The following is a 25406-nucleotide window of genomic DNA, read 5'->3' on the forward strand; positions in this document are numbered from 1 at the left end:
CGTCAGGGGCAGAGGTGGAAGTCAGAGGGCGGCGGCGGCGCGCCACAGCGCGTCGAGCGCCGCGGCGTCGTAGCCGAGGGCGGCGCCGAGCTGCGCGACCATGGGGTGGGCACGCTCGAACGAGGTGGCGCCCGACAGCAGCATCCGGGCGGCGAAGCGCTCCGCCTCCGGCAGGCTCGCCACCGCCGCCTCGATGCGCTCCGGCAGCGTGCCGGTCATGACCGCGGCCAGCGCCTCGTCGGGCGTGATCGCCCCGGCCTGCGCGAGTGCCTGGAAGAACTGCCGATCCGATACCGCCGGCAGGCCCGCGGCCGGCGCCGGCGCGGCTTGTAGCGCCGCGAGCTGCGCCGCCAGGGCATCGCGCTCCCGCCGCGCGGCCTCCGCCTCGGCCAGCGCCGCGTCCCGCCCCGCCAGCGCCGCCGCGTCGATCCCCGCCAGCACCGCCGAGAGCGGGAACCCCGCGGCCTCCGCCTGCACCGGGGTCAGCGTGCCAGACTGGACGAACTGCGCCTCCCTCGCCCCGGGCGGCGTCACGTACTGGCCCAGCACCACGTGCCAGGCCGGCGGCTCGGCCGAGCCCGCCGGCCGGCCGCGAAACAGGAACTCGTAGAGGAAGGGCTCGCTCATGATGACCTCACGCTGCGACAGCGGCTTCGTCGGACAAGCGCCTCCAGGCGCCGTTGGAGTAGCAGGCCAGCACGCCGGTGCCGGCCCCGGCCGCCTCACCCGGCTTGCGCGCGTTCGAGGCGAAGACCACCACCCCGACCGTGCCGGCCGGCAGCGTCGCGACCGTGTAGAAGGCGAGCTGCAAGGTGCCGCCGAGCGTCGTCCCGCCCGTGACGGCCAGGGACATAAGAACCGTTTGGCTGGTCGCCCGGTTAATGACGATAGGACCGCTAAGGAACCCGCCGCCGTCGCCGTAGGAGAACAGCTTCAGGTTGGCGCCCGAATTGCCGCCTCCGAGCGCATCGCCGAGGCCCCAGCCCCAGTATTGGAGGCCAGTGTCGTTCGCGAAGCCGACGCCCACGTAGCCCCCGGCCGTGATCGCGCCCCGGGTCTGAATAGCCCCGTTCAGGATCGCGCCCATGAAGGTGGGGATGTTCCCGACGCCGAGACCGAGCGCCGTCGCCCCCTGGCCTGCCGTGCCGGTGAGGACGATACGACCTGACGCGCTGGCGTCGGCGATGTCGGCCGAACCCGACCTGATGACAGGTTTGCCGGACGCGCGGGCGTAGCTCCGCACGCGCCAATTGCCCGACCCATCGGACGTGGCGTGAAAGCAGTCGCCGGCCGCGGTGGTGATATTCGCCCCGCCCGGCAGCACCAGGCTCGTGGCGTTGTAGGTCAGCACCGCGCCGCCATCCATGATGTGCACCAGGCGCTCGAGGTGCTTGCCGACGCCGAAGGACAGAATGGTGGCTGAGCCCGTCACCGCCACCTTGCCGGTCGGCGCCGAGCCGAGGTCGACGGTCGGCGCCGAGGCCATCGTGGCGCTGGCCTTGCGCAGGTCGGCCCCGCCGGTGGCGAGGTCGATCAGCAGGGCATCGATCGGGGTGGTGCCGTCCGGGTAGGCCCTGAGGGAGACGGTCTCGGTGGTGGTCTGCGCCGCGCCGGTCGGCGTGTAGGTGAGGGTGCGCTGCTCGACGGCGCCCCAGGTGCGGCCGGAGATAGCGAAGAGCAGGCGCGAGATCGCGCTCGCGTTATCCTTGTCGAGGGCGACCTGACGCGAGCCGGTGAACAGGTTGGTGAGTGGACTGGTGAGGCGCAGAAGCGCGTTGAGCGTCTGCGTGTAGCTCGCGATCAAGTAGTTCGGCGCGGTGCCGTTGAAATCGCGCGTGTCGATCACGAACGCGACTGAGTTGTAGGCTCCCGCCACCGGATCGACCACCGTCAGGGTGCCGCCCGATGTGCCGCTCGGCGTGACGGTCGCGATAATGTACGCGTCGCCGGTGAGCCGCCCGCGGGCGCCGAGGCTGATCGTCATGCCCGGCAAGACGGTGCCGAGGTCGAGGCCGGAGATCGCGACGCTGGTCGTGTTCGCTGCGACCGTCGCAGTTGCAGCGCTAGAGAAGAGCAGAGACATGAAGTGGTGCCTTCCGATGCTCGTGGAGCGCTAGTTTTTAGGCAGCAAGTTCGAGAACAACGAGACGAACGCCCGGCAAGCCATTATCCACGTAACATGAGTAAGTGTGCGTTCCGGCCCCAACGTTTTCGTCGACCCAGAACGATATTCCCGACAGAGGGAAATGGGACAGATTTTGATTGTTGCCAGCAGCGTAGAAATCGACAAACGTCTGATCAAAGGGGGTGCCGTCTCGCGCGATGGTGAGCACTCCCGAGGTGCCTGGTGTCCGACCAGCGCCGGGAGCGCCGTCGAAGCGGGCGAGCACCAGAACTTTGGAATTCTGGCGCGTCGTGATCTGGATGTCCGTCCTGGGGCTATTCGGATCGTACCTGTATTTGCCGGTGCTCACCGCGCCAGGCAGGAATACATTTGACGTGACCCGCAGATTAGGGATTGTCAGCGTGCTTCCGTCGAACTGTAGCGGGTAGCTCACGCCGCCGTTCGCGGTGATTGCAAAGAAATTAGCGTCGACGATAAACCGGGAATTGCCGTCCGGGAGCAAATCTAGATACCAACCCGCATTACGCCTCTGCCCGTAACTCTCCGTCGATGCCGTAGCGGCTAAGCGCACAGACACGCCAGACGGCGCGGACTGCACCTGCATGGCGAAGCGCCCGAGGGCGCTGCCATCCGCGGATCTGCCATAGAGGTCGGTGATCTGGCTCGCGAAGGTGCCGTCCGCGGTGGCCCGGGCCTGAGCCTCGCTCGCCACGCCGGCGATCGCGTTCTCGGCGCGCGCGCTCACCTGGTCGATGCGGGAGGAGAGCGCGCCGTCTGCGCCCGCCCGGGCCTGCGCCTCGCTGGCTACCGACCCCTCGATGTTGCCCGCTCGGGCGTTGACGAGATCGATGCGCGAGGACAGTGCCCCATCCGCGGTCGCCCGGGTCGTGGCCTCGCTGGCGATGTTGGCCTCGTTGCCCTTGCCGAGGCTGAAAACGAGGTCGACCCGAGAGGAGAGGGCGCCATCCGCATCGGCGCGGGTCTGCGCTTCGCTGGCGATGCCGGCCTCAGCGCCGCCGAGTCGGGAGACCGCCGCATCGACGCGAGAGGTAGTGGCGGCGTCGGCGTCCGACCTCGTCTTGGCCTCCGCCACGATCGCGGCCTCGGCGCTCCCGATGCGCGACAGCGCGGCGGTGATGCTGGAGGTCTGAGCTGCATCGGCATCAGCACGAGTTTTGGCCTCCGTGACAATGCTGCCCTCGGTAGCGCCGATGCGGCCCTCGGCCGCGCCGATGCGCGAGACGGCCGCGGTGATGCTGGACGTCTGGGCGGCATCCGCGTCGGCTCGGGTTTTCTGCTCCGCCGTGAGGCTCGCTTCGGCGGATCCAATGCGCCCCTCTGTCGCCGCGATCCGGGACACGGCTCCGTCGATGCGGCTGGTCTGGGCTGCGTCAGCGTCCGCCCGGGTCTGAGCCTCGGTGACGAGGCTGGCCTCGGTGCCTTTGCCGAGACTGAAGACGAGGTCGATCCGCGACGACAGCGCTCCGTCGGCATCAGCCCGGGTCTTTGCCTCCGACGTGATGCCGGCTTCGGTGACCCCGATCCGGCCCTCGGCTGCCGTGATCCTGGAGACGGCCGTGTCGATGCGCGACGTGGAGGCCACGTCAGCGTCCGCGCGGGTCCTGGCTTCAGTGGCAAGGCTCGCTTCCGCGGTCCCGATCCGGCCCTCGGTCGCGGTGATGCGCGAGATCGCGCCGTCCACCCTCGATGTCGTGGCGGCATCGGCATCCGCCCGAGTCTTCTGCTCGGTCAGGAGGGCCGCTTCGGCCGAGCCGATCCGGCCCTCCGTGGCCGCGATCCTCGACACAGCCCCGTCGACCCGCAGCGTGGTCGCGGCGTCGGCCGCGGCCCGGGTCTGCTGCTCGGTCGCGATGCTCGACTCGGCACTGCCAAGGCGCGAGAGGGCTCCATCGATGCGGAGGGTGGAGGCAGCATCGGCGGCTGCGCGGGTCTGCTGCTCCGTCGTGATACTCGCCTCGGCGCCAGCGATGCGTGAGATCGCTCCATCGATGCGGGTCGTCTGGGCAGCATCGGCGGTCGCCCGGGTGGTGGCCTCGGTCGTGATCGCCGCCTCGTTGCCCTTCGTGAGGGAGTAAACGAGGTCGACCCGAGAGGAGAGGGCGCCATCCGCGTCAGCGCGCGTGCGCCGCTCGTCGACGATCGCCGCCTCGGTCGAGCCAATCCGGCCTTCCGCGCTCCCGAGGCGCGAGACGGCGGTATCGATGCGCAGCGTGCTCGCGGCGTCCGCCGACGCTCGGGTCTGCTGCTCCGTCGTGAGCCCGGCTTCCGTGGCGCCGATGCGAGAGAACGCCGAGACGATCTGCGACGTGGTCGCGGCATCGGCTGCGGCCCGCACGCTGCGCTCGTCGGTCAGCGCGGCGTCGACATCGCGGATCTGGGCGGTGAGAGACGTGGACGTCGTCACCAGGGCGGCATTCGTGTCGGCGACGGCCCGGGTGATCGACAGGAACTGCGCCGCGGCGTCGCCCTGGTAGACCAGAAGCTCTGTCCGCACCTCGGCCGTCGCGCGGCCCGCCGCATCCACGTTGGCCGACATGGCCTCGGAGGCGAGCGCCAGGCTCTGCGCCAGCGCGCCCTGCTGCCGCTGCATGAAATCCTGGAACCCGGCCAGGGTCCGCGGCAGCATGTCGGCATCGATGCTCGAGGACTGCGTCGCGAGGATCTGCTGGCTGATCCGGCCCTCGGATGCCGAGATCCGCTGCTCGGCGGCCGAGATCCGCACGCCCTGGACATCCACGCTCGTCTGCGTCGCCCGGGCGGTGATCGCGGCGTCCTGGGCGCTCAGCGTCTGCTCGGCGGTTGCGAGCCGGGCGCCGAGAGAGGTGAACTGGGCCGAGGTGGCAAGAGAGCTGATTGTCTTCTGCTGCGCGTCCAGCGTGAGCTGGACCGAGGCGATAGAACTGATCAGGCCCTGCAAATCGTTGCCCTGAACACTGCCGTACAGGTCGATCTTCTTCGACAGGGCGTCGACCGTGATGCTGAAATTGCTGATCGTCTCCCCGACCGAGGTCTGCAGCGCCTCGATGGCGTAGAAGCGCACCCGCCCCTCGGCCGGAATGACCTCCAGCCCCGCGGTCGTCAGGGCATCCCGCAAGCCCGCGATGTCCTGCATGTTGCGGGTGGCGTTGCGCATCAGGATATCGAGATCCGCGCGCACGTCGGTGACGATCGGGTCGACGTAGCCCTGGCGCACCAGCGGATCGGCGGCGAGGGCGCGCCGGAAGCTGTCGAGACGTACCAGGGCACTCGCCAGCGCGGCGGCCGAGCGATCGACCGCGGCCTGATACGCGGTCTGGGCATCCGCCAGGGCCTTAGTGGCATCGGTCTGGGCGCTGGCCGCCCGCGAGATGGCGGTAAGGGCGTTCGCCTGCGCGCCGTCGGCCGCGGTGCGGGCGTCGGTCGCCCGGCCGAGCGCCCCGAGCGCCCCGGTGTAGGCCTCTTCCGCGCGCGCCTTGATGCCGTCGAGGCTGTCGATGCGGCCCTGGATCACCGTGTCCAGATTGGCGTAGGTGATCGGCGGCAGGGTGGTGATGTCGACCAACGCACCCTGGACGATCGGCGCCACCGTCGTGAACGTCGTGACGACCCAGTCGCCGTGCAGCCCGGTCCGCCCGTAGGCCCGGGCGCGCACCGTCGCCGGCCGATCGGTCTGCCGCATCTGGGCGCGGCCGCTTGAGGCGGGGCCGAGCGCCGATAGCACCTCCCAGGTCGCGCCGCCGTCGTAGCTGATCTCGACCTCGTAGGCGCGGGCGCCGTAGGTGACCGAGACGCCCCACACGACCTCGATGCCGGTCTCCACCCGCTGGCAGCGGGCGTGCAGGACCGAGATCTGAGGCATCAGGGGCTCGGCCAGCGGATCGGCGAGGACCGGCTGCGGTGCGATCGTCTGCTCGTCGAGCAGCTGCCAGACCCGGGCGTCGTCCTTCACCATCTCGATCTGGACGTGGTCCGGGTCACTCGGGATCGCCGAGCGCGCGACGTAGGTCTCCTGGAGCTCGACCAGGTCGCCGAGCACCACCGTCGTCGGGTCCTGGGTGTCGCGGGCGAGCACGTCGGCGAGGCTCAAGCCCGTCTGCGCCGAGAGCGCCGCGACGTCGTCGGGATGAAGCTCGAGCCCGCGCGCGCCGACGCCGCGCATGCGCAGGATGCCCCATTCCCGGCCCTGGCGCGTGCGGATCGACCCGTAGCCGTAGGCGCCCGGCACGTTGGCGGTAACGTCGAGGGTGAGCACGCGGCCCGCGGCCGAGGCCACGCCGTAGGCCTGCTTCCCGCGCAGGAACCACAGGTCGCTCAGGATGTGGTCGCCCGGGTAGACCAAGCGCCCGTCCCACTCCGTCTGGATCTTGCGCTCGGCACCGCGGAACACCGCGACGGCCGCGAGCCACGTCGCGTGCTTCAGCGCGTGCAGACCGTCCGTGATGCCGGCGACCTTGTAGCGCTTCGGGGTCCGGGTCGGCGCGCCGTAGGAGTAGCGCACCTCGTCCGGGCGCTTCGGGTCGCCGTCGCGGTCGAACTCCACGACCACGTCCCCGCCTTCCACCTTGGTCTTGTAGGTGGCACCCGACGAGTCCCGCACGATCTGCCGGCGGGTGAGGACGTGGCGCGGCTCGGCCCGGCTCTCGTCGCGCACGAAGGAGTGCACCGCGCCCACCTTCACCGGGTCGGCGCGCAGCGGCAGCAGCAGCTGACCGGCCGCCTCCCAGAACGAGGATACCTCCGGCAGCGGGCCGTCGTAGGTGTCCTGCGCCGACAGCAAATTGGCGTAATAGAGCGCCTTGGCGGCATCGACCCTGTCGGGCTGGGCGAGGCCGTAGGTGGACCGGACGAGGTCACAGTAGGCCCAGACCGCCTTGCGGCTCGCCTTCTCGGTCCAGGTGTTGCCGTCCCACACCGGCACGATGCGGGTCGCGTCCACCATGACGTCCGAGTAGGCCGTGACGGTCAGGCCCTTCCCGGCCCGGATCCGCAGCACGATTTCGGTGGTCTCGGGGCGGATGCGGTAGTCGTCCTTGTAGGCCGACATGCCGTCCCACGTCGCCCTGTTCTGCTGCTCGAAGCCGACCGGGTCCGGGTACGCGTTCTGCGCCGAGATCTCGTAGGTGCTGTTCGCCTCGGGCAGGCGGAAATAGGCGCTCCTCCGCAGCGGGGTCGGCGAGAAGGTGTCGGACAGCTCCGTGCTGCGCTGGATCTCGAACTCGGGGCCGAGCACCTGGCCCGTGGTCGGATTGATCTTCCGGGCGAAGAACACGACGCCCGCGACCGTGCCGACCTGGCGGCCCTGCGACGACACCCGGTAGATCGCCGGGTAGGTCCAGGACAGCAACGCCGCATCGGCCGTCACTCCCTGCGGGGTCAGTCGGAACCACGGTGTACGGGCGGGATTGCCACCCGGCCGGGGCATCTCCTGGCCCGAGACGCTGTTCGAGGTGATGACGTCGCCCGAGGCGATCTGCGACATCTGCTCGTAGATGATCTCGATCGCGGTCCCGAGCGCGCCGCCGGCGGTGCTGCTGAACGGCGCCTGGATGCCGGTAGCCTCGTCCCAGAGCAGCGCGTCGCCGACCCGGATGCGGTGGACCTGGAATTTCCCGATGCCCGGCGTCATCCGCTTGACGAGCACCATCGTGTCGCCGTCGTAGGTGAAGTAGTCCCCCTGGCTGAGCGGCGGCGCGGACCAGCATCGGCCGTAGAGCAACGGCCGCCGGCTGCCCGGCTTCGGGACGTTGCCGCCGCCCGAGAGGCTGTAGAGCTCGGCCTGCTTCGCGTTCTTGCCGGCCCCCTTCGCCGCCTGGGCGGCGTAGCCGAGGGCGATGCCGCCGACCACGATGCCGGCCTGGATCGCTACGGTGGCCGCGGTGCTCGTGATCGCCAGGGCACCGGCGATGGCCGGCGCGGCATACGGCGCGATGGCGATGAGCGCGATCGACGCGATGGCGAGACCGATCGACAGGAAGCTCTTGCCGAGCGGCACCACCGTGATCAGCACGACGTCATCGGGACCGACGAGGGTGCTCTTCCAGGCCGCGCGCAGGCGCACGCTGCGGTCGGTCGGCTTGAACGCCTCGGCCCCGCGCCGGTGGACCGACACGATGAACTGCCGGCCCGCCGCCGGGCGATGCCGGGCGACGATCGTGGAGAGCCGACGGCGCCGATTCGGCAGCCGGACGGGCTCGCCAGCGATCTTGCCGACGACGTTGGCGGTGACGACGAGGGTCATAGAGGGCCGTTCGTGAAGCCGGCCGGACCCCAGCCATCGACGGTCACGATGTAGGTGTCCCAGCCGATGCGCTCGTCGAAGCCGTGGTAGGGCTCGACCTTCACCATACTGTCGGTGACCTCGACGCCGCACCTACCGAGTGTCGCGGCAAGATGTGCGACGAGGTCGGCGCGATCCGCGATGGTGCGGACCTCGGCCATGGCCTCGGCAAGGCCGCCGCGCTGAGGGCGGAAGAGGATGGGATTGGTCATGATGCCATCGGGATCAGGTAGGTGAGCCGCCACCGCTGCGCCTGCGCCAGTTCGAGCGGCGGATCGAGAGCCACGCCGTGCGGCTCGTCGGTGTGCAGGATCAGCCCGCCGTCCTCGGCGAGCCACGTGCCGGCATGAGTCTCGGCGCCGGCCACCTTGCCCATCAGGACGAGGGCGCCGTCGACCGGCGCGGCGACCGGCTGCCAAGCGGCCCGGGCGGGATGGCCTGCCAGCACCCGCGCTCGCTCGCGCGTATCCGCCACTAGCCCCGGATCCGCGACCGGCAGCAGGCGGCCGAACAGCGTCGCCTGGACGAGGCTGGCGAGGTGCCAGCAGTTGAAGGCGTCGCGGTCGTAGGCCCGGCCGCGGAGGCTCCGAAGGAAGGCGGCGCGCTCGCTCACGTCGTGAACAGCCCCGGGTACTCGTCCCTGTTGAAGAAGGCGTGCGGCCCGGTCGGGACGTTCTGCTGCCGCCCGTCCGGCCACGCGATCGCGCCCTCCGCCCGGTCCGCCGTGATGTCGAAGGCGACCATCTCCATGCCCGACAGGGTGTCGTCGTCGGGGCCGGTCACTGCGGCGAGCCGCCCGGGCAGGACGCGGTACTGGCGGAAGGTGATCTTGATGGGCTCGTTGTAGCCGATCACGCCCTGCATCAGGTCGTGCAGCAGGTCCGAGACGTTGTCGATCTGGAGCCGCCCATCGGTCGGGCCGTCCTGGTCGGCGCCGGGCGGGATCAGCGCGAAGGCGCAGAGCAGGTGGGGCACCTTCGGCCCGCCCTCGACCAGCGGCAGCAGGATCGTGTCGCCCGGCTCGCCCAACTCGCTGTCGATGTTCTGGGCCAGCAGGATCGCGGCATCGAGCGAGGCGTGGTCGACCTCGACGGTGGTGATGATGATGCCTTCGGTGTCGCCCGAGGCGTAGGCCTCGCGCAGGGCTGCGGTCACGGTCACGGAGTCACCAGTCCTGGACGGTCAGGGTGAAGGAGACGAGCGGCTTGGTGGGGGTGTAGGCCGACCACGCGACCGCGCCGGTGATGCGGCAGACCCGGGTGTCCATCGTCGCGAAGTCGGGCAGCAGCACCGGCGCCGAGAAGCGCCGGGCGCCGCGGTTGAGGGCGGTCAGGTAGAAGTCCTTGAACGCCACGAACTGCGCGCCGGTCATCGGGAGCGCCATCTGCAGCGGCGTTTCGTTGAAGAGGGAGCGACGGCGGGCCCGGGACGGCCCGTCGTCGAATTGCGTCTCCTGCGGGGGCGCGTAGAGCTCGCGGGATCCCCCGTTCTGCGACAGCCCCCGCAGCTTCGGGAGGGACGTGGGCCAAGTCGGGAGCGCCATCAGCCTGTCCTTGCCCACGCGCCGCCGGCGGCCTGCTGGAGCGGTCCGCGGCCGTTCCGAGCCCGGTTCGCAAGCCCGCTCTCGACAGCCCGCAGCGCCTGGTCATAGGAGCCGTCGGCGCGGCGCTGCGGCGGGCCGTCCGCCTCGAGCGCCATGCCCGGGGGCGTGACGAAGTTGATGGTCGGCATCGCCGGGCCATTCGAGTTGACGGCGGGCCGGGCCGGCATCGGGTAGGCGCCAGGTCCTACGTAGCCGCCGTCGGCGTAGCCGCGCCGGCCGAGCCGCATGGCGTCCACAACGGACGGGCCGCCAGCGCGGGCGACGTCGTCCTGCGACCACACCACCTCGCCGCGGTGGACGATGCCGGCGGGCTGGTAGCGTCCGCCCGGTCCGGTGTAGCCGCCGCCGTCGAACCCAAACGCCTTGGCCGCGCCTGAGAAGAGGCTGCCGATCCCGCCGCCGACGCCGCTCTTGCTGTCGAACAGGCCGCTCACGAGGCTGTCGATCGCCTTGTTCGTCAGCCGGTCGATGACCCGCGCCAGCTGGTTCTGAAGCGCGTTGGCCGCCGAGGCGCCGCGCAGCAGGTCGGAGGCGAACCCGCCGAAGGCGTCCTTGGTCAGATCCTTGGTCTGCTTCAGGTTGTCGTTGAGGTCAGCCGTCGCGAGAGCTGCCTGCGCCGCCGGGCTCGATACGTCCCCGTAGGCACCCCGGACTCGGCTGTAGAGCGCCTGGTCGCTGTCGTTGCGTCCCAGCTGCTCGCGCTCGAACCGCAGGTCGGCGCCGAAGCGGGAATTCGCGAGCGCCCGATTGGCCTCCGCGGTCTCCCGGGCGTTCTTCTGGATCGCCGCCCGATAGTCGTCGGTGATCGGGATGCCCTGGAGGGTCGCGCGCTGTAGCTGCTCGTCGGCGACGCGGCGGGCCTCGAGAGCAACCGCGTCCCGGCCCAGCAGTTCGGTATTGTCCTGGACCGCCCGCTTCTGCGTGTCGAGGGCTGCCGTGCGCTCGCGGTCGGCCTTGATCTGCTCATCCGTGTTCGGCGCCTTGGTCAAGATCGTGTTGACGTAATCCTTGGTCTCTGGGTTGAGGCGGGAGACGTCGCCGCCACGCCGCAACCAGCTTCGGGTATTGCCCTCACCCATGTTGTAGCCGGCGAGCATGTTCGTGACGTTGCCATTGAACTCCTTGTCGAGCGCCTGGAGATACTTCGCCATCCCCGTGATGCTGGACTGCGGATCGCGAACGTCGACGCCGAAGCGATCGGCAGTAGCCGGCATAAACTGGGCGATACCCTGGGCGCCGGCCCCCGACCTGGCGTTCGGGTTGAACCGGCTCTCCTTCCAGAGCATCGACGCCATCAGGTCCGGGTCCTGCCCATACTGAGTGGCGGCGCGGAACACCATGTCCCGGTACTGCTCGGGAACGTTGGCGAGCGACTTCACGTAGCGGCCCGAGCCTTGAGCGCCGCGCTGGGTCGTCTCCTGCTGGATCGTGTCGGTGTTGAGCCGAAGGGCCTCGGCGAGCCCTTCCCGGGTGGCCGCGTTGCGCAGAGCCTCGTCGCGCGCCGCGGTGAGCCCAGCGATGTCGCGGGAATCCGCGTTGCCGATACGCCCGTCATAGTCCGTGCGGATCTGACCCGAGGACGGGCCGTTCGGGTCAATGCCCCGCGAGCGCAGCTCGTCATCGTAACGCTGCCGGCCCTGGGCGACCTCGCGCGCAACAGGCGAGTACCCAGCGGTCCGATTATTGAATTGCGCCTGCCGGACGCTCGCCGCCACGGTCGCATCGCCGAAGCGGGCGATGTCGTCGGCCATGGTCCGCGCAAGCCGGCTGATTCGCTCGAAGGTCTGCTCGGTGGCGACGAGTTGGCCCTGGTCGAGGCCCCACTTTAACGGATCGCTGATCGCCTTGCGCAGCTGCTCGGCGGCGTCCTGGGTCTTCTTCAACTCTTGCTGGCCCGGGTTGAACGAGCGCACGAGGTCGCCGATGACCCGGCTGTTCTGGTTGGCCGCCGTCTGCTGATTGGCCTTGTCCCGAGCCGCGATCATCTGCTGGATGGCCGCAACCACATCTTGAAGCCGCTGCACCTCGGCCGACGAGTTGCCGAACATCCGGTCAACGATGCCGCCCTGGGACGACTGCGCGCCGGACAGCAGGTCGCGGGCGGTCGCCAGCTGCTCCTCGAGCGAGTTGCCGCCGGTGAAGCTGCGGTTCACCGCGGCCCCGACCCGGTCCCAGATGTCGGAGACGAAGTTGCCGACGGCGGTCGTGGTCTGCCCCCACGCGGACGTGGCGTCCCGCGCCTTGAGCAGGCTGGTGTTGTAGCTGTCCATCAACGCACGCTGGGCGCCGAGCCGGTCGCCCTGCGCCTGGAGCCGCTGGATGGTCTCCAGCGTCGTGTCGTTCAGGAAGCCGAGCCGCTCGTTCAGCGACTGCGCGCCCTTCGCCGGGTCGGCGAACGCGCTCGCGAGATCCTTGATCGCGCCGGGCACGTCCTGCCCGGTGGTGTACGCGAAGTCCTTGGCGCTTCGGATGAGGCCCGCGTACATCTCCTGGCCGATCCGGCCCGTCGCTGCGAAGGCGCCGGAGGCCTCCCTGTACTCGCGTTGCGACAGGCCGGCGGCCCCGGCGTTCAGGGCTGCGTCCGCGTTGATGCCGGCGACCGTCGCGCCAGAGGCGCGGCCCGTGCCGGCCAGCTGGAGCTTCAGGGCGTCCTGGGCCGAGCGATAGGACACCGCCGCGGCCGCGGCGGTGCCGACCGCGACGGTGAGCAACCCGAGCGCCCCACCGGCAACCCCGATGCGGACTGCGAGGCCGATCAGTGCTTCGCCCGCCTGCGAGGCGATGCCGCCAATGCTCGCACCGTTCGGCCCCATGAAGGTCGGCGCGATCTGGCCGCCCTGCTGGAGTGCGATGGTGAGCGGGGACATGCCGCTGGCCGCCGACGCGATGACGTCGGTGCCCTGGTAGAAGAGGTTCTGGAGGCCATTGGCGTTGAGGCGCCCGCCGGTCGCGGCGGCGCCCTGCGGCGCCACCTGCGGCACGGCGCCGGTGCTCGACAGGCCGCCGAGCCGCCGGGCGGCCTCGGCGTTCCGGTCGTACATCTGGACCGCGGAGCGCCCGGCCTCGCCGAGCGCACGCCAGCCGGCCGCCTGCCGCGCGAGCGCTGAGGTGGTGTCGTTGACGGCGCGCGTGGCGTCGCCCTGGCGGGTGACATAGTTCCCGAGGTTGGTCGCCGTGACCCCGATCTGCGCAGCAAGGTCGCGGTGCGCGCTGGTCGCTTCACGCGCTCCCGCCGTCGCCTGCGCCAACGATCCGCCGGCACGACCCATGGTCGCTTGCAGCGCGCCCGCGGCCGTCTGCGCCCCACCCGCAGCCTCCCGGAAGTTGCCGAGAGCCGTCGCAGCGTCTACCGCGGGCCGCGAGTCGATCGCGATTCCAAGAGTGGCGAGGTCTGTGGTCATGCGGAGCGCTCTGTTTTTTATATTAATCCTAGCGGGCACCATGCCCGCAATTTGCGCAGAGGGACTACCAACCGACGATCCAACGCTCAGATCATACCAAAAAACAACAAAAGAATACTTGGCGCGATGTTCGAATCAAAGTTTATCTCACGTCGAAGAGAGCGGTTGCCTGCAGGATCAAATTACAGCGCTGGAACGAGACGTAGACTATGCATTCAAGAAAAAGCTGAAAGACGCCAATCCCGCCAAGGGAGACACGACGATTGGCGACAAGAGTCCCAGGCAACAAAGCGCGGAAAAAAAATCTATATATACAAAATCTCAGACGGCATGGAAGGCTTACACTTCTGCCCAATGCGGAGGGCAGGCCAAGCTAACTGAATTAAGCGGCGGCAATGGCGGTGATATAGATTATGCTCATTGCGCAATCAGGCATTATGTGGCCCGTTTGAACGAGCTGCAGAACTAATTAAATCTACCGCCCAGCAGGGCTGAGGCGCCCTGCTGGGCGGTGCTGTCAGACGAGCCGCAGCACCCCCTGGCCGCGCCGCTCGGCGACCTTCTGCTCGATCTCGGCCTTGCCACCCTCCATCAGCCACTCACGGCTGACCATCGGGTCGAACACGTAGGCCTGCCGGCTGCCGAGGCTGGCGAGCCGGACGACGACGCCCTTGGTGGCGTGGAAACGGTACAGCCGGCTCGACACCCACCGGGGCAGGCCGCGCAGCCCCTTGCGCGCCGTGACGCCGGCCATCTCGATCACCTGCCCGGCGCTGACACCCTGGATGACCGCGTTGTGGCCGGTCGCGACCTGCTCGCGAACGAGGGCTGGCACGACCTCAGAGATCTGCCGCGCGACAATGCGCTTCACCATTCCGCCGAGTGCGTTCATGTCGATCGCCGCGGCCTCGTGGGCCCGCTTCTCGACCTCGATGAAGTAGCGCCGGGTGGCGCGGCCGCGCTCGTTGTTCTCGACCATGGCGAGCTCCTTCGCCGTGTCGAGGGTCAGATGGTACTCGGTCCGTGCGCCGCGGTTTCCCGCTCCCCCGTTCGGGGGAGCGGCCTCGACGATCACGTAGTCGACGTTCTCGACGAACCCGTACTGCGCGATGCGCTTCTTGATCCAGGTGGTGAAGTCCCGCCCGACGCCCAGGCACGCGTGCAGATCGCGCGCATCGGCGGTCTGGACGAGGCCGGCGCCGATCAAGCCTTCTCGCACTGCAGGGAACGGGGTATTCGTGCTGTCGCTCATCGATGTTCACTCCATCGATCGGGAAGTTGCCCTGGCTGGTAACCGAGGCGGCGAACGGGCGGCGGGGCTTGCTTTTCCAGGGCTGCGCCCCGCCGCCACCCTCCTTGCGGAGGAACTGAGAGCCGAAGGGTATCACCACGAGGTCTTGCGAGTCCCGACGTGGCGCCTGAAGAGGAAAAGGCGTGGCATTTTTGCTGCACGCCAGCGGTATCTACCGGCAAATCGTTAAAATTGCTTAGGAGATCGGGCTGCGTGTCAGGCGCTTCAGATCCCCGTCCACGCCGCCGGCGCTACCCCTCCACCTCCACATCGACCACCTCAGCGAACGTCCCGAGCATCCGGTCGATCGCGTCGTAGTCGCCCATCGAGACACGGCGGGTGATCTTCGGCCCGTCGTCATCCTCCGACGGCGGCGTCAGCACGCCCCGCCGGGCACGGTCCATCGCCAGAATGATCCGCACCTCCCAGGGACGCAGCACAGCATCCATGAGCCGGCAGTAGGCGTCGATCTCCCGGTAGGTGAACGGCAGCAGCACCCACGCCGACTGCCGCGTTTCCTCGATCTCCCAGAACGTCTCCCAGAGGTAGGCGCCGCCGGGCGGCACCCGCTCCAGGGATCGATGCACCGGGGCCTGCGCGGTCTGCCCGAGGCTGATGCGCCGGACCTCGGCGCACAGCCGATCGGTCAGCCGCGCCCGAAGTTTCCCCGGACAGCGGTGAAGGCGAGCACCTGGTCGGCGAACCACGGGCGGCGCACGCCGAGATCGACCGCCGCCTCGGTGCTGAACTCGAGCGCGGCTCCCCCGAAGCCGATGCCGCTCCAGTGGGTGATCGCTGCGGCGGCGCTGCGCGCCCGGGCGAGGATCGCCTGCGCATCTTCGTCGGCCGGCTCGCGCTCCGGGGCCGCGGCGACCGCGTCCCGGATGCGCCGCAGGCTGGCGCGGTACTGCGCCGAGTCCTGGCCGATCACGCCCACCTTGGCGTCGGTCGGCTTGCCCGTCTTGGGGTCGTGGATCGTCATCTCGGCGCCGCGGCTGGCCTCGGCGTCGAGGTCGTAATCGGCAAGGTCGAGCATGTGGGGAGTTCTCCTCGGCCGGTGCCTGATCAGGTCGCGGCCACGCGGTAGACGGTGGTGTTGATGCCGACGTTGACCGTCAGGGTGATGGGATTGTTCGCCGACAGGCCGCCCTCGCGCGCGGACATGACCTGCCCGGCGAAGTACAACTTGGCGGTGGTACCGCCCGGCGTCTTCTTCACCGGCTTTTCGATGTAGAAGGAATAGTCGAAGTTGTTGCCCGGATCGGCCGCGCTGCGGGCGGCTTCCTGGCCCGGGTCGCCTTCCTTGTAATCGAATACGAAGGCCGGGGTGCCGGCGTCGCTGGTGCCCTTGCCCTTCAAGGTCCGGTTCACGCCGAGCTGGTTGGAAGTGACGGCCGACGCCTCGTCGCCGATCGCGCCGAGATCCTTCGCGCCCTTGATCTCGACCCAGCCAGTGAGGCTGGTCAGGGACGTGGCGCCGGTAATGGTGTCGATGTCGATCGCGGGGCCGATAAAGACCTTGGTGCCGTTGGCGGGGGTGAAGCCGGGCATGGCGGTGTGCTCCTGCTGGAGGTGGGAGGCCGCGGGCGGCGGCGGGTGGCGGGCCGGGGCCCGATCGGGGCGGCGTCAGGCGCCGGCGGAGGTGCCGACGCGCCAGCGGATTGTCACGGGGACGCCGATCCAGGGCGCGTCGTCGAGGACCGCGCCCGTCTGCGGCTCCTCGTCAATCGCGACGGTGAGACCGTCGCCGGCGATGCGTGTGCCGGCGTCGAAAGCGAGGCGAACCTGGGCGGCGACCTGATAGGGCCGGACGAATCCCTGCCCGGCGGGCCAGACCACGGTGACCACCAGCAGGCCGATGTGCGTGCGGTCGCTATCGAAGGCCAGTCCGTCGGCCCGGGAGCCGTTCGGCAGGAAGGCGGCCCGCAGGTAGGGCGTGTTGAGCCTCGGCGAGAAGGCGACGCCGGGCTGGGCCACCTTCATCTCGGGGTCGAACGCGCGGCCCGCGAGGTAGCGCATCAGCGTGTCGAGGATCACACCCTCGGTACCGACAACGGCCATGGTCAGCGCGACCCGGTGACGTGGGATTGCAGGTCGCGGCAGACCTCATCCACGATCTGAGGCCAGCGCTGCAGTGCGAGTTCGATGAAGTGCCGGCCCTGCTGGTTGTAGGTACGGCCGAGGGCGTCGGTGCCGACGAAGCCGTAGTTCACGCGGGCGGCGTAGACCGCGGTGTACGAGGCGTAGAGGGTGCTGCCGATCTTGGCGCCCGCAATCACCAGGGCGGCGGCATTCGGGTTGTAGGTGTAGGCGGTGCCCTCGTTCGCGCTGCGATCGGCAGGGACCGGTACCGTGTTCGAGACCTGCAGCGATGCGCGCAGGAACCCGGTATCCACCGGGACACGCCGCTGCATGTCCTCGATGACGCGTTGGGCCGACTCCTGAAAGGCCGCCTTGATCCGGCCCTCGGTCTCCCGAACCCAATCTGTGACCTGGCTCAGAAAGTCGGCCATGCGGCGCTACTCGCGGGCCCAGCCCTCGCCCCGGAAGGCGTCCACCTGATCGCCGCGGACGAAGATGCGGACGGAGCCATCACTGCCCTCGGCCTTCTTCGTCATTGCGATGTCCGGGAAGGCCGAGGGGCTGGCGGCCGGTGCGGGCGCGGGTTTCGTCGCACCGGGCTGCATGACCGTGATTGCGGGGGCCGTGGCGGCATCGGGCTTCGGATCGTCCATGTGGTGCTCCTCTTGTGTGATGGGGCTACCGAACCCCCCGGAACGCGTTGAACCGGATCTGCATCCAGCACCGGCACTGGATGATCTCGGCGGCCGGCGCTTCCGGATCGCCGGGAAAGCGCAGGCGGGCGCCGCTCGGGCTGACGAACTCGGCGCGGAACGGCACCCGCTGCCCGTCCATGGCCCGGTGGGTGTCCCGCACGCGCGCGTCCTTGGCGCTGTGCCAGATCTTCTCCAGGGCAGCCTCGTCGACCTGCCCGGCAGCGATCGCCTGGGCCGAGGCCTCGATCTGGGCCTGGTGCATCGACGCCATGGCCTCGGTGCGCCCGATGCCGTCCGCCCGGGCCTTGAGCGCCCGATTGCGGTAGGCCTCGATCATCTTCGCGACCCGCTCGGGCGCCAGGGCCTTGCCGCTCTCGATCGCCTTGTTCAGCGCCGCGTCGTACCGCTTGTCCCGCAGCTTCCGGTTCAGGGCCGCGGGGTCGAGCCGGGCGAGCTCGTCGGCGTAGTTCCGGGCCCAGGCCTCATGCATCGAGGTGAGACCGATGACGCCGCCCGAGCGCTTGCCGGTCGAGGGATTGATCCGGCCGACGAGGTCGAGCGCCACGTCGGTCGGGTTGGCGCCGCGCTGCATCCCCGCCTCGAGGTGCGCGCGGATGGCGGTGCGCTGATCCTCGACGATCTCGCGCACCAGCCCGGAGGAGTGATTCCGCAGCCAGCTCTCGGCAGCCGGGTTGCAAGCGTTGAACCTGATCTCCAGCCGGTGGCCGCCGGCCTCGCGACGGGCTGGGATCTCGGCCGCCGCGGTGTTGCCGGCCGTCTCGAAGGCCTGCGCCACGGCGATGTCGAGTGGGCGAAACGCGGTCTGGTCAACGCCGACCGCGCGGAGCGCGCCGGCAACGTCCCCGGCGCCCACCATGCGGGCGATGATAGCGATCTGTGCCTCGTCACGGATGGTGGCGATGGCTGCCAGGAAGGCGCGAGCTATCCGCGGCTCCCAGGCGCTGATCAGCTGCTCGAGGCTTGGAGGGACGGTCACTCGGCTTCTCGGTCAGCTTGCGGCGGCGCGTTGCAGAACTTCATCTGCGGTCAGCCCCGGCGCCCACCTGACCCGCGCGCAGAACTCGCAGGCCTCCATCCGACCACTCGCACAAGTCGACCAGTTCCCGCGGCAGACCACGATGTTGTCGCCGTCCTCGCATGCGTCGATCGCGGCCTGAACGGCCTCCTGCTTCGTCGCATAGAGGTCGACGTCGATATTCTCCGGGGCGCTCACAGGTGGCACCTCAGGATCCAGCACGCCGTCGCCGGGTCGGCCTGATACCCGGGCTGACCCTCGCCGTTCCCGTAGACGATCAGCTGCGGGGTGTTCGGCAGCTGGATCAGGTCGCCCTCGCGCGGTTCGGTCTTCAGGGTCTCGGCGAGCACCAAGATCTTCCAGTCCGCCGCCGCCACGAGGCCGTTGCTGCGGTGGTAGGTGCCCCACTCGTCGCGCAGCGCGCGGCAGCGGAAGTCGATCGGCGCCCCCGGTGTCGGGTTCCAGGCGTCACCCGTGGTCTCGCCGGCCCGGGCCAGAGTGGCCGGCAGGAACACCGGGCCGAGGGCCTTCGAGATGGTCTTCGCCAGTCCGCCGAGGAGGAGGTGCGCCATCAGTCCCTCACCGCCCGCCCAACACCCGCCGTTGCCGGGATCAGCAGCGGCGCGATCGCCATCCCGACCGCCTGGAAGGTCGTCCCAGCCGTCGCACCGGCGCCGTAGGTGACCGACACCGAGCCGGCGGTGATCGACTGGATGCCGCCGCCCCGCTCGAGGTCGGGGGCGAGGGAGCCGGGCTCGGCGAGCTCCCGCAGCGCGGCCTCGCACACGGCGTCCTTCAGTTCGCGCGGGATCTCGGTCTCGGGGATCGCCTCGTACCCACGGTCCCACCCGTAGGCGGTGCCCGTGTAGGCCGTGCGCCCATCCTCCGGCACGTAGGTGTAGGCGCCGACCCGGGGCCATTCAAGCGCTTGGCCGCGGCCGCGGCGGCGGTATCCGGGGAAGCGGGCACGGTACCGGGCGTCAATGAAGCGGGTAGCGCGCACGAGGGCGGCTTCGCGGAAGTCCACCTCGATGTCGGGCGCGAGCCAGGCATCGTTGCGGCTGGCGAGGTGGTAGGCGTCGGCGTCGGCGAGGGCGATGTAGCTCGCCGCGTCGTGCAGGCCGGTGCCGTCTTCGATAATCATCCCCATCTGCGCCCCCTCACGATCGCGCAGATGGTCACCGGGCACCCCCCTGGATCCGCGCCGCCAACTCGGTCATCGCTTCGCCCTCGGTGGCGAATCCCTTGCTGACGCGCTCCTCGCCGCGCAACACGAACCACCGCCCGCCCGGGCCCTTCGCCACGGTCAGGTCGGTGCCGGGCTCGTCCACGGGCTTCTCGGAGGCGGCGATCTCCTCCGCGGCGGCCTGCGCCTCGTCGAGGCTCATCAGGCCGGTCTGGAGCACGGAACCGTCGCGGCGCAGGGTGAAGGCGCCCGAGGGACCGCGGGTTGCGTCGATCGGGCCGCCCGGCGCATCGTAGCGGGCCACGAACACGTCCTCGTCGGTCTCCCCGGCCACGCCATCATCGTCGGCGGGCGGCTCCGGCATGTTGGCGATCTCGACCTCGGCCGCGCGCAGCAGAGCCATGCGGTCCTCGAGCGGCTGGGCCCGCCAGTCGGAGACCTCGAACCCGTGCCGGCGGGCGATGACCATCTCGAACAGGCGGGCCATCAGGTCCCGTTCGGCCGGGTCCATGCGCGCCGCGGCGGTCGCTGCCAGGAAGGCCGGATCCTGGTCGCGCTGGACGGCCCACGGCTCGTGATGCGGCTGCAGGTCGGACCGGTTGATGGTCATGAAGGTGTCGGGCGCGTTCGGGTTGCGGACGCGGACGGTCTCGATCGGCAGCATGAGGGCCTCGGGCTGGCAGGGGTGACCCCCTCTCTGGATACAGAGAGGGGGCGGTTCAGGATCCGGGCGTCAGCCGCGGCCCCAGCCGGCGCGGAGGTAGTCGCCCACCATGTTGGGGTGGACGAAGATCTCCACCGGGCCGCCGGGCACGTCCGGGGTCGTGCGGGTGAGGTGGACGCGCGAGGCGTCGGGCACCTCGGGCAGGTCCGGCAGCGGGTTCGGGTTGGCCGGGTCGTTGCCGAGCTTCAGCGCCCGCGGGCTGGCCGCGTCGGTGTCGCCCGGCAGCGGGGCGAGCACGCCGGCGGTGGCGACGGTGGCCGAGCCGGTCTCGGTTTTGCCCTCGGTCTCGGCGGCCTCCGCGGCGCGGGCGCGGGCGTCGTCGGCCTCCTGCGCGGCTCGCTCGGCCGCCAGCTGCTCGCGCGACTTCTCGGCCTGCGCCGCCTTGGCGGCCTTCTCGTCGGCCTTGACCTGGGCGGCGTTCGCCTCCGCGGCGGCCTTCTCGGCGTCGGTGGTGGTTTCGGCCATGCTGGCCTCCTGATCTGGATGTGAGGGGCCCGGGTACCGCCCGGGACGGAGGCAGCCGGCAGGCGCCGGCCTGCCCGGGTCAGCCCATCAGGAGGGCGATGTGCTCGGGGTTCGGCGCGGCCGTGCCCCACACCAGGCCGATCTCGTAGCGGACCTGGCGGTACCCGACGTAGCGGGCGACATCGAAGGCGATGCCGGAGAACGGGTCCACCACGGTCTGGTGCTCGCCCATGTCGCCGCCCTTCGGCAGGGCCGGCGCCCGGGTGGCGAGCAGCAGCGCGTCCTGGGTGAATGCGACGTTCGGGGTGAACGAGTTGGCGATCGTCACCGAGTCGCCCGAGCCGTGGTCGAGGCGCAGGCCGGGGGACTGGAGCGTGATGGTGCCCGGGCCGGCGGTGCCGGTCGCCACGACGTAGCGGTTGGCGTCGCCGGCGAGCGTGATGACGTCGCCCGCCTTCACGGTGCCGGTGCCGGTGCCGAGCGTCAGGGTCTTGGTGCCGGCGGTGGCGGCGGCCGACAGCACGTAGCCGGTGCCGGTGCCCTTCACCACGGGCTTGATCGGCGGCGAGTAGCCGATGCCGAACCCGGTCACCTCGCCGACCTTACCGCGGCGCAGGGTCTCGTCGGTGCCCGCCTCGTTGACCTTGTAGAGGACGGACTGCCGGCCGCGCAGGTTCGCCATGGCGCCGCCGTTGACGACCATGGTGCGCGGGAGCGCCGGGGCGCCGTTCTCGTCGAGGATCTGCGCGGGGATCGCGAAGTCCGACAGGTCGCCGGCGGTGCCGAAGGGAGCGACGCCCGGGGTGCCGGCGGCGCGGGAGGCGTTGGCGGCGGCGATCACCGCCAGGTCCTGCTCGACCGCGTTCACGATCGTGCGGAACCCCTGCTGGAACTGCTGGGCGAGGATCGGGTCGACACCGAAGCCGCCGTTCTCGAGGGCCAGCGTCTCCTCGCCGTTCCACTTGGTGTGCTGATACCCTTATTTTTCAGTCACTTGCGGGGTCTTGCGCAACTGGCGCGCATTTGGCGGGCGGCGGGAGTAGCGGGACCGTCAGCCGGGCGGCCATGCGCTCGATCGCGACGCTTCGGTGGTTCGCGGCCATCACCGGGTGCGCGTAGGTCTGCAAGGTGAGGTCGAACTTCCGGTGGCCCAGGATGCCGGCCACGTCCGGCAGCGACAGGCCGTTCTCGATCATCCAGCTGGCCGCGAAGTGCCGGCAGGCGTGGAAGCGGTGGCGGTCCTTGGCCTGGAACAGGCCCGCGCGCTTCAGCAGGCAGTGCCAGTTCCCGGTGTAGAACGCGGTCCGGCTGATATGATTCCCTTCGCGCCCCCGGAAGACCAGCTTGCGCGGGTTCTCGATGTAGTATTGAGCAATCCACTCGCGGAGCAGGTCGAGGATGAAGCCCGGGACTGGCACGTCCCGCTTGCCGCTCTCCGTCTTCGGCGACTTGAGTTCATCGAAGTTCGTCAGGCTGTGCTGCACCCGGATCATGCTCTTGTCGAAATCGACGCACGGCAGCGTCAAGCCGTTGATCTCCCCGAGCCGGAGGCCGCAGTAGGCGGCGAGGCAGACCCAGATCCGCGTCATCAGGTTGGGCCGGCGCTGGCCGCCCTTGCGGGGGTTGGCAGCTGTGTCTAGTAGCCTACGCATCTCCTCCAGGGTGAACGTGCGGATCGGGGTGTGCATGATCCCGCGCAGCTCGGTCATCGCATCCTGGTAGATCGACACCTTTACTGCGCCACGGCGGCGGCCGAAATCGTACAGCGTGCCGAAATCCTTCACTCGCAACTTCGCGGTGAAAGGGGAAAGCCTGCCCCCACGCATCATTGAGCTGTAGAAATCAACGATTTCGTGCGCCTTGATCTCAGCTATTGGCCGGGGCCCAAAGTGCGGGATGATGTATAGGTCGCACGCGGATTTTAGGGCGATGAAACGGGCGCGGCCGATGCGGCCATCCTTCAACCGGTCTTCCTGGTAGCGGATGAATAGCTCGGCAATCTCTTTAACGGTCCGAGCGTCTTTCTTCTCAACGTGGGTTCCCTCCGCTAATTCGTTCTCGACTTGCCTCGCGAAGTTGTCGGCATCCTTTTTCTTGTCAAAAGCCTTGCTGCGATACTTGTCTCCGACCTTCCACCGGACTTGGTAGCCGTAGCCCGGTCGCTTCGTGACGCTCGCCATCTCGTCTGCCTCCTGTCGTGAGAGGCCCGGCCGTAGCCGGGCGGGAAATCAGCGCGCGCCGCCGAGCGGCAGGACACCCTGCGCGGGCGGCTCGCCCATGCCGTCGACCCACGGCAGGCCGAGATGCCGCCACAGGCGCCCGGACGCTCGGGTGCCGAAGGTGCGACGCGCCTCGGTGACCATGGCGACGGCGAGGGCCTGCGGGACGGGCTCCCGAGCCTCCGCCGGGGAGGCGAGCGGGACGGGCCGGGCGCCGCCAGTGAAGGCGCTATGGAGCACGTCGTAGGCCTCGCGCTGGTAGGCCTGAACGCTCTCGCGCGTGGCGTCGTCGGGGATGCGGCTGGTGTCGATCGTGAAGAACCAGCCGTGGAGCAGGTCGAGGCGGAGGCACGTCGCCTCCTGTGTCCCGCCCGGTCCGAAGGGTGTTGCCATGACGGCAATCCCTTCCGACAGGATCGGGTCGCGCTTCAGCCGGCGGAACTGTGCGGACCAGTCGAGGCCCATCGCCTGGACGATCGGCTTGAGTGCGACGAACACGGCATCGTCGCGCCGAAATCCGTAGAGCTCGGCGCCGCGGAATGTGACGGTGATGATCTGTCCCATCATGGGGTCTCCTCAGATATGAGGAGGCCCGGCCGAGCCGGGGTATGCTCGGATCTGAGCACACCCCGCGGCCGGGCCGGGCTATCAGGCCTTGAGGCCGAGGGCGGCGCGCTCAGCCGCCACAATGGACCGCGCCAGGGCGAGCCGGGCGTCAGCGAGGTCGCGGTAGGCGTCCGCCACAGCGTCGAGGCGCCGGGCGCGGGTCAGGCCCCGCCCTGCGAGCCACACCAGCAGCCGGGCGCGGAGGATGCGGGCGAGGGTCATCGCCGGCTCCGGCGCGGCAGCGCCAGCCGCGGACCCTCGACGGCCGAAGCGAGTAGGCCCACAACGCGGCCTACCAGCTTCTCCTCGAGCATTCCGGGGCAGTACGGGCCGTCGCTCAGGCCCACCATGCGGCCTTCGTTGAGCCATTGATGCAGCTCGTCGAGGGACCGCGGGCGCTGGTACGGGCAGGCCCACCATCGCACGTCCTCACCGGCAGGGGAGCGGTAGACCCGAAGGTTCGTCTGAACGATCCGATCCCGATAGCCCAAGTCGTAGACCGGGCTGCGGTAGCGGATCACGAACAGCTCGCCGTGGATGGGATCGCGGTCGACCGTGTCGATCACCGCGAACTCGCCGAGCCGGAGGTGCGGAGCGGCCTCGTTGTCAGCGACCGGATGCGCGATGCACCCGGCCGGCAGGCTGTCGAACAGCGGCAGGGCTCGCAGTTCCGTGAGGGTTGCTGGCAGCGTCATGCGATCAGCCCTCCCCAAGCCTTGTCGGCCTCGGGGTCCGTCAGCGGCACGCCGGCCGTGGACAGGATCACCGGTGCGCGCCACTGCGCCTCGGCCTGAGTGCGCTTCCAGTCCCGGAAATCATGGAAGTCGGACCCCGGGTTAATGCAGGGGACGAACGATCCGCGGTCGTTCTCCCACCCCATGCTGTAACGGACGGCGCGGGCCTCCATGTGCAGCCACGCGACATAGCTCGCCATCATGCCGCCGGTGAGCGGCACCGCGGCAGCCGTAGGGCTGCCGATGAGGGTGACCCCACCCCCGATCAGGGGAAGGGCCGTGAGGCCGCGCAGGAAGCCGCGACGGGACGCGGGACCGCTCATCGCGCACCCCCGAAGTCCCGACCCGTCAGGTCAAGAAAGCGCATCCGCTGCTCGAAGTCGCCCATGGCATCGGCGATTCCGTTGTCGTCACCGGCCTCGCGGTCGTCGGTGCTGCCGGCCGCCCAACCGCGCTGGTCGGCGCCGTCCATCATACGGCGACCCCCGAAGCCCTCGAACCCGATGAGGTTCGGGTGGGGCAGCAGGGCGCCAAGGCTCGGCTCGTCGTCACCGCCGTCCTCCAGGTCCGCAGTGCCGTCGATCGCGTCGAGGATGGCGAGGTCCGCTTCGATGCGGTTGGCGATGCCCTCGCGGATCTCGCGGATGCGGTGCAGCTCGACGCACATCGCGTCGGACAAATCCACGGCCATGCCGGTGGCGGAGAAGTAGTGCTCCAGGCCCTCACGCAGCGCGGCGAGGGCGGGGTGCTCCGGCTCCGCGGCCTCAACGGCGCGCATGGTGCGGATAGCAGCAGTCACAGGCCCGCAACCCGCAGTATTGCGGCGCGGCTTCGAAGTATGGAAACCCATGGTAGGTACTCTCTGGAAGTACCGGCTTGTCACGGCCGGGACGCGCATTCTTGTCACGGAACTTGCGTCTATTGTGCCAGCGAACGACACTGGCGCCGGGAGGGTGACAACA

29 protein-coding genes are annotated in these 25406 nt (G+C 69.7%); 1 reads left to right on the forward strand and 28 read right to left on the reverse strand.

The window, feature by feature from the left end:
* Window positions 1-21: 21 nt before the first annotated feature.
* Genes DK419_RS28565 through DK419_RS13060 form a run of 8 tightly spaced genes read right to left on the reverse strand, consistent with a single transcriptional unit; the run spans window position 22 to window position 13406 of the window.
* Window positions 22-627: a hypothetical protein gene (locus DK419_RS28565; RefSeq protein WP_162561202.1), complete on the reverse strand. Its 606-nt coding sequence runs from the start codon at window positions 625-627 to the stop codon at window positions 22-24.
* Between the two features lie 7 nt (window positions 628-634).
* Entirely contained in the window at window positions 635-2083 is a 1449-nt protein-coding gene (locus DK419_RS13030; RefSeq protein ID WP_162561203.1) for a hypothetical protein, read from the reverse strand.
* 37 nt (window positions 2084-2120) lie between these two features.
* The gene (locus tag DK419_RS29195) at window positions 2121-8363 is read right to left on the reverse strand and encodes a host specificity factor TipJ family phage tail protein (RefSeq protein WP_208642314.1); all 6243 of its coding nucleotides are present in this window, start codon (window positions 8361-8363) and stop codon (window positions 2121-2123) included.
* Window positions 8360-8614, reverse strand: a complete 255-nt coding sequence (locus DK419_RS13040; RefSeq protein WP_109959453.1) for a hypothetical protein — start codon at window positions 8612-8614, stop codon at window positions 8360-8362. The genes DK419_RS29195 and DK419_RS13040 overlap by 4 nt, the downstream gene beginning before the upstream one ends.
* Window positions 8611-9015: a glycoside hydrolase gene (locus tag DK419_RS13045; RefSeq protein WP_109959454.1), complete on the reverse strand. Its 405-nt coding sequence runs from the start codon at window positions 9013-9015 to the stop codon at window positions 8611-8613. The genes DK419_RS13040 and DK419_RS13045 overlap by 4 nt, the downstream gene beginning before the upstream one ends.
* Window positions 9012-9563, reverse strand: a complete 552-nt coding sequence (locus DK419_RS13050) for a DUF1833 family protein (protein WP_109959455.1) — start codon at window positions 9561-9563, stop codon at window positions 9012-9014. Before DK419_RS13050 ends, DK419_RS13045 begins: the two co-directional genes overlap by 4 nt.
* Window positions 9564-9567: 4 nt before the next feature.
* Window positions 9568-9945, reverse strand: coding sequence for a hypothetical protein (locus DK419_RS13055; RefSeq protein ID WP_109959456.1), 378 nt, complete (start codon window positions 9943-9945; stop codon window positions 9568-9570).
* A complete protein-coding gene (locus DK419_RS13060; protein ID WP_162561204.1) occupies window positions 9945-13406 on the reverse strand; it encodes a phage tail length tape measure family protein in 3462 nt (1153 codons plus the stop codon). The genes DK419_RS13055 and DK419_RS13060 overlap by 1 nt, the downstream gene beginning before the upstream one ends.
* Here DK419_RS13060 and DK419_RS13065 point away from each other — a divergent pair.
* Window positions 13405-13875, forward strand: a complete 471-nt coding sequence (locus DK419_RS13065; protein ID WP_162561205.1) for a lysozyme inhibitor LprI family protein — start codon at window positions 13405-13407, stop codon at window positions 13873-13875. The two genes, DK419_RS13060 and DK419_RS13065, sit on opposite strands and share 2 nt — an antisense overlap.
* A gap of 48 nt (window positions 13876-13923) precedes the next feature.
* On the opposite strand, the gene DK419_RS13070 is transcribed toward DK419_RS13065, so the two are convergent.
* The 20 genes from DK419_RS13070 to DK419_RS13165 all read right to left on the reverse strand — a co-directional run bounded on the left by DK419_RS13070 (window position 13924) and on the right by DK419_RS13165 (window position 25222).
* A complete protein-coding gene (locus DK419_RS13070; protein ID WP_109959458.1) occupies window positions 13924-14658 on the reverse strand; it encodes an antA/AntB antirepressor family protein in 735 nt (244 codons plus the stop codon).
* Window positions 14659-14948: 290 nt separating this feature from the next.
* A complete protein-coding gene (locus tag DK419_RS13075; RefSeq protein ID WP_162561206.1) occupies window positions 14949-15284 on the reverse strand; it encodes a phage tail assembly chaperone in 336 nt (111 codons plus the stop codon).
* A gap of 59 nt (window positions 15285-15343) precedes the next feature.
* Window positions 15344-15733 (reverse strand): hypothetical protein, encoded by a 390-nt coding sequence (locus DK419_RS13080; protein ID WP_109959460.1) that lies wholly within the window; start codon window positions 15731-15733, stop codon window positions 15344-15346.
* A 29-nt stretch (window positions 15734-15762) separates the two neighbouring features.
* Window positions 15763-16248 carry a hypothetical protein gene (locus DK419_RS13085; RefSeq protein ID WP_109959461.1) on the reverse strand — a complete coding sequence of 162 codons (486 nt, stop codon included), beginning with the start codon at window positions 16246-16248 and terminating at the stop codon, window positions 15763-15765.
* 75 nt (window positions 16249-16323) lie between these two features.
* On the reverse strand, window positions 16324-16734 hold the full coding sequence (locus DK419_RS13090; RefSeq protein ID WP_245442945.1) for a DUF4128 domain-containing protein: 411 nt from the start codon (window positions 16732-16734) through the stop codon (window positions 16324-16326).
* Between the two features lie 26 nt (window positions 16735-16760).
* Entirely contained in the window at window positions 16761-17210 is a 450-nt protein-coding gene (locus DK419_RS13095; RefSeq protein WP_109959463.1) for an HK97 gp10 family phage protein, read from the reverse strand.
* A 6-nt stretch (window positions 17211-17216) separates the two neighbouring features.
* Window positions 17217-17432, reverse strand: coding sequence for a hypothetical protein (locus DK419_RS13100; RefSeq protein ID WP_109959464.1), 216 nt, complete (start codon window positions 17430-17432; stop codon window positions 17217-17219).
* Between the two features lie 25 nt (window positions 17433-17457).
* Window positions 17458-18471 carry a phage minor head protein gene (locus DK419_RS13105; protein ID WP_109959465.1) on the reverse strand — a complete coding sequence of 338 codons (1014 nt, stop codon included), beginning with the start codon at window positions 18469-18471 and terminating at the stop codon, window positions 17458-17460.
* A 12-nt stretch (window positions 18472-18483) separates the two neighbouring features.
* Window positions 18484-18708, reverse strand: a complete 225-nt coding sequence (locus DK419_RS13110; protein ID WP_109959466.1) for a hypothetical protein — start codon at window positions 18706-18708, stop codon at window positions 18484-18486.
* On the reverse strand, window positions 18705-19082 hold the full coding sequence (locus tag DK419_RS13115; protein ID WP_109959467.1) for a hypothetical protein: 378 nt from the start codon (window positions 19080-19082) through the stop codon (window positions 18705-18707). Before DK419_RS13115 ends, DK419_RS13110 begins: the two co-directional genes overlap by 4 nt.
* Entirely contained in the window at window positions 19082-19654 is a 573-nt protein-coding gene (locus tag DK419_RS13120) for a DnaT-like ssDNA-binding protein (RefSeq protein ID WP_162561207.1), read from the reverse strand. Before DK419_RS13120 ends, DK419_RS13115 begins: the two co-directional genes overlap by 1 nt.
* Window positions 19655-19688: 34 nt before the next feature.
* Window positions 19689-20360, reverse strand: a complete 672-nt coding sequence (locus tag DK419_RS13125; protein ID WP_109959469.1) for a hypothetical protein — start codon at window positions 20358-20360, stop codon at window positions 19689-19691.
* Between the two features lie 69 nt (window positions 20361-20429).
* Window positions 20430-20885 (reverse strand): hypothetical protein, encoded by a 456-nt coding sequence (locus DK419_RS13130; protein ID WP_109959470.1) that lies wholly within the window; start codon window positions 20883-20885, stop codon window positions 20430-20432.
* Between the two features lie 79 nt (window positions 20886-20964).
* Window positions 20965-21753, reverse strand: a complete 789-nt coding sequence (locus DK419_RS13135; protein ID WP_162561208.1) for a major capsid protein — start codon at window positions 21751-21753, stop codon at window positions 20965-20967.
* A 118-nt stretch (window positions 21754-21871) separates the two neighbouring features.
* Entirely contained in the window at window positions 21872-23065 is a 1194-nt protein-coding gene (locus DK419_RS13140; RefSeq protein WP_109959472.1) for a tyrosine-type recombinase/integrase, read from the reverse strand.
* A 48-nt stretch (window positions 23066-23113) separates the two neighbouring features.
* Window positions 23114-23671, reverse strand: a complete 558-nt coding sequence (locus tag DK419_RS13145) for a phage antirepressor N-terminal domain-containing protein (RefSeq protein ID WP_109959473.1) — start codon at window positions 23669-23671, stop codon at window positions 23114-23116.
* A gap of 81 nt (window positions 23672-23752) precedes the next feature.
* Window positions 23753-23932, reverse strand: coding sequence for a hypothetical protein (locus DK419_RS13150; RefSeq protein WP_109959474.1), 180 nt, complete (start codon window positions 23930-23932; stop codon window positions 23753-23755).
* Window positions 23929-24405 (reverse strand): hypothetical protein, encoded by a 477-nt coding sequence (locus tag DK419_RS13155; RefSeq protein WP_109959475.1) that lies wholly within the window; start codon window positions 24403-24405, stop codon window positions 23929-23931. Before DK419_RS13155 ends, DK419_RS13150 begins: the two co-directional genes overlap by 4 nt.
* On the reverse strand, window positions 24402-24767 hold the full coding sequence (locus DK419_RS13160; RefSeq protein ID WP_109959476.1) for a hypothetical protein: 366 nt from the start codon (window positions 24765-24767) through the stop codon (window positions 24402-24404). The genes DK419_RS13155 and DK419_RS13160 overlap by 4 nt, the downstream gene beginning before the upstream one ends.
* Window positions 24764-25222 (reverse strand): hypothetical protein, encoded by a 459-nt coding sequence (locus DK419_RS13165; protein ID WP_162561209.1) that lies wholly within the window; start codon window positions 25220-25222, stop codon window positions 24764-24766. Before DK419_RS13165 ends, DK419_RS13160 begins: the two co-directional genes overlap by 4 nt.
* Between the last annotated feature and the right edge of the window lie 184 nt (window positions 25223-25406).

Origin of the sequence: Methylobacterium terrae (genome assembly GCF_003173755.1) — a bacterium.
GTDB lineage: Bacteria > Pseudomonadota > Alphaproteobacteria > Rhizobiales > Beijerinckiaceae > Methylobacterium > Methylobacterium terrae.

Excerpts from the sequence above, each read along its gene's own strand:
- DK419_RS13085 (WP_109959461.1), bottom strand. The coding sequence starts at position 16,248 with ATGCCCGGCTTCACCCCCGCCAACGGCACCAAGGTCTTTATCGGCCCC.
- DK419_RS13030 (WP_162561203.1), bottom strand. The coding sequence starts at position 2,083 with ATGTCTCTGCTCTTCTCTAGCGCTGCAACTGCGACGGTCGCAGCGAAC.
- DK419_RS13140 (WP_109959472.1), bottom strand. The coding sequence starts at position 23,065 with ATGGCGAGCGTCACGAAGCGACCGGGCTACGGCTACCAAGTCCGGTGG.
- DK419_RS13060 (WP_162561204.1), bottom strand. The coding sequence starts at position 13,406 with ATGACCACAGACCTCGCCACTCTTGGAATCGCGATCGACTCGCGGCCC.
- DK419_RS13065 (WP_162561205.1), top strand. The coding sequence starts at position 13,405 with ATGCGGAGCGCTCTGTTTTTTATATTAATCCTAGCGGGCACCATGCCC.
- DK419_RS13150 (WP_109959474.1), bottom strand. The coding sequence starts at position 23,932 with ATGACCCTCGCCCGCATCCTCCGCGCCCGGCTGCTGGTGTGGCTCGCA.
- DK419_RS13165 (WP_162561209.1), bottom strand. The coding sequence starts at position 25,222 with ATGCGCGCCGTTGAGGCCGCGGAGCCGGAGCACCCCGCCCTCGCCGCG.
- DK419_RS13080 (WP_109959460.1), bottom strand. The coding sequence starts at position 15,733 with ATGCTCGACCTTGCCGATTACGACCTCGACGCCGAGGCCAGCCGCGGC.
- DK419_RS13095 (WP_109959463.1), bottom strand. The coding sequence starts at position 17,210 with ATGGCCGACTTTCTGAGCCAGGTCACAGATTGGGTTCGGGAGACCGAG.
- DK419_RS13130 (WP_109959470.1), bottom strand. The coding sequence starts at position 20,885 with ATGGCCGAAACCACCACCGACGCCGAGAAGGCCGCCGCGGAGGCGAAC.
- DK419_RS28565 (WP_162561202.1), bottom strand. The coding sequence starts at position 627 with ATGAGCGAGCCCTTCCTCTACGAGTTCCTGTTTCGCGGCCGGCCGGCG.
- DK419_RS29195 (WP_208642314.1), bottom strand. The coding sequence starts at position 8,363 with ATGACCCTCGTCGTCACCGCCAACGTCGTCGGCAAGATCGCTGGCGAG.
- DK419_RS13055 (WP_109959456.1), bottom strand. The coding sequence starts at position 9,945 with ATGGCGCTCCCGACTTGGCCCACGTCCCTCCCGAAGCTGCGGGGGCTG.
- DK419_RS13155 (WP_109959475.1), bottom strand. The coding sequence starts at position 24,405 with ATGACGCTGCCAGCAACCCTCACGGAACTGCGAGCCCTGCCGCTGTTC.
- DK419_RS13070 (WP_109959458.1), bottom strand. The coding sequence starts at position 14,658 with ATGAGCGACAGCACGAATACCCCGTTCCCTGCAGTGCGAGAAGGCTTG.
- DK419_RS13120 (WP_162561207.1), bottom strand. The coding sequence starts at position 19,654 with ATGATTATCGAAGACGGCACCGGCCTGCACGACGCGGCGAGCTACATC.
- DK419_RS13125 (WP_109959469.1), bottom strand. The coding sequence starts at position 20,360 with ATGCTGCCGATCGAGACCGTCCGCGTCCGCAACCCGAACGCGCCCGAC.
- DK419_RS13100 (WP_109959464.1), bottom strand. The coding sequence starts at position 17,432 with ATGGACGATCCGAAGCCCGATGCCGCCACGGCCCCCGCAATCACGGTC.
- DK419_RS13160 (WP_109959476.1), bottom strand. The coding sequence starts at position 24,767 with ATGAGCGGTCCCGCGTCCCGTCGCGGCTTCCTGCGCGGCCTCACGGCC.
- DK419_RS13115 (WP_109959467.1), bottom strand. The coding sequence starts at position 19,082 with ATGGCGCACCTCCTCCTCGGCGGACTGGCGAAGACCATCTCGAAGGCC.
- DK419_RS13040 (WP_109959453.1), bottom strand. The coding sequence starts at position 8,614 with ATGACCAATCCCATCCTCTTCCGCCCTCAGCGCGGCGGCCTTGCCGAG.
- DK419_RS13145 (WP_109959473.1), bottom strand. The coding sequence starts at position 23,671 with ATGATGGGACAGATCATCACCGTCACATTCCGCGGCGCCGAGCTCTAC.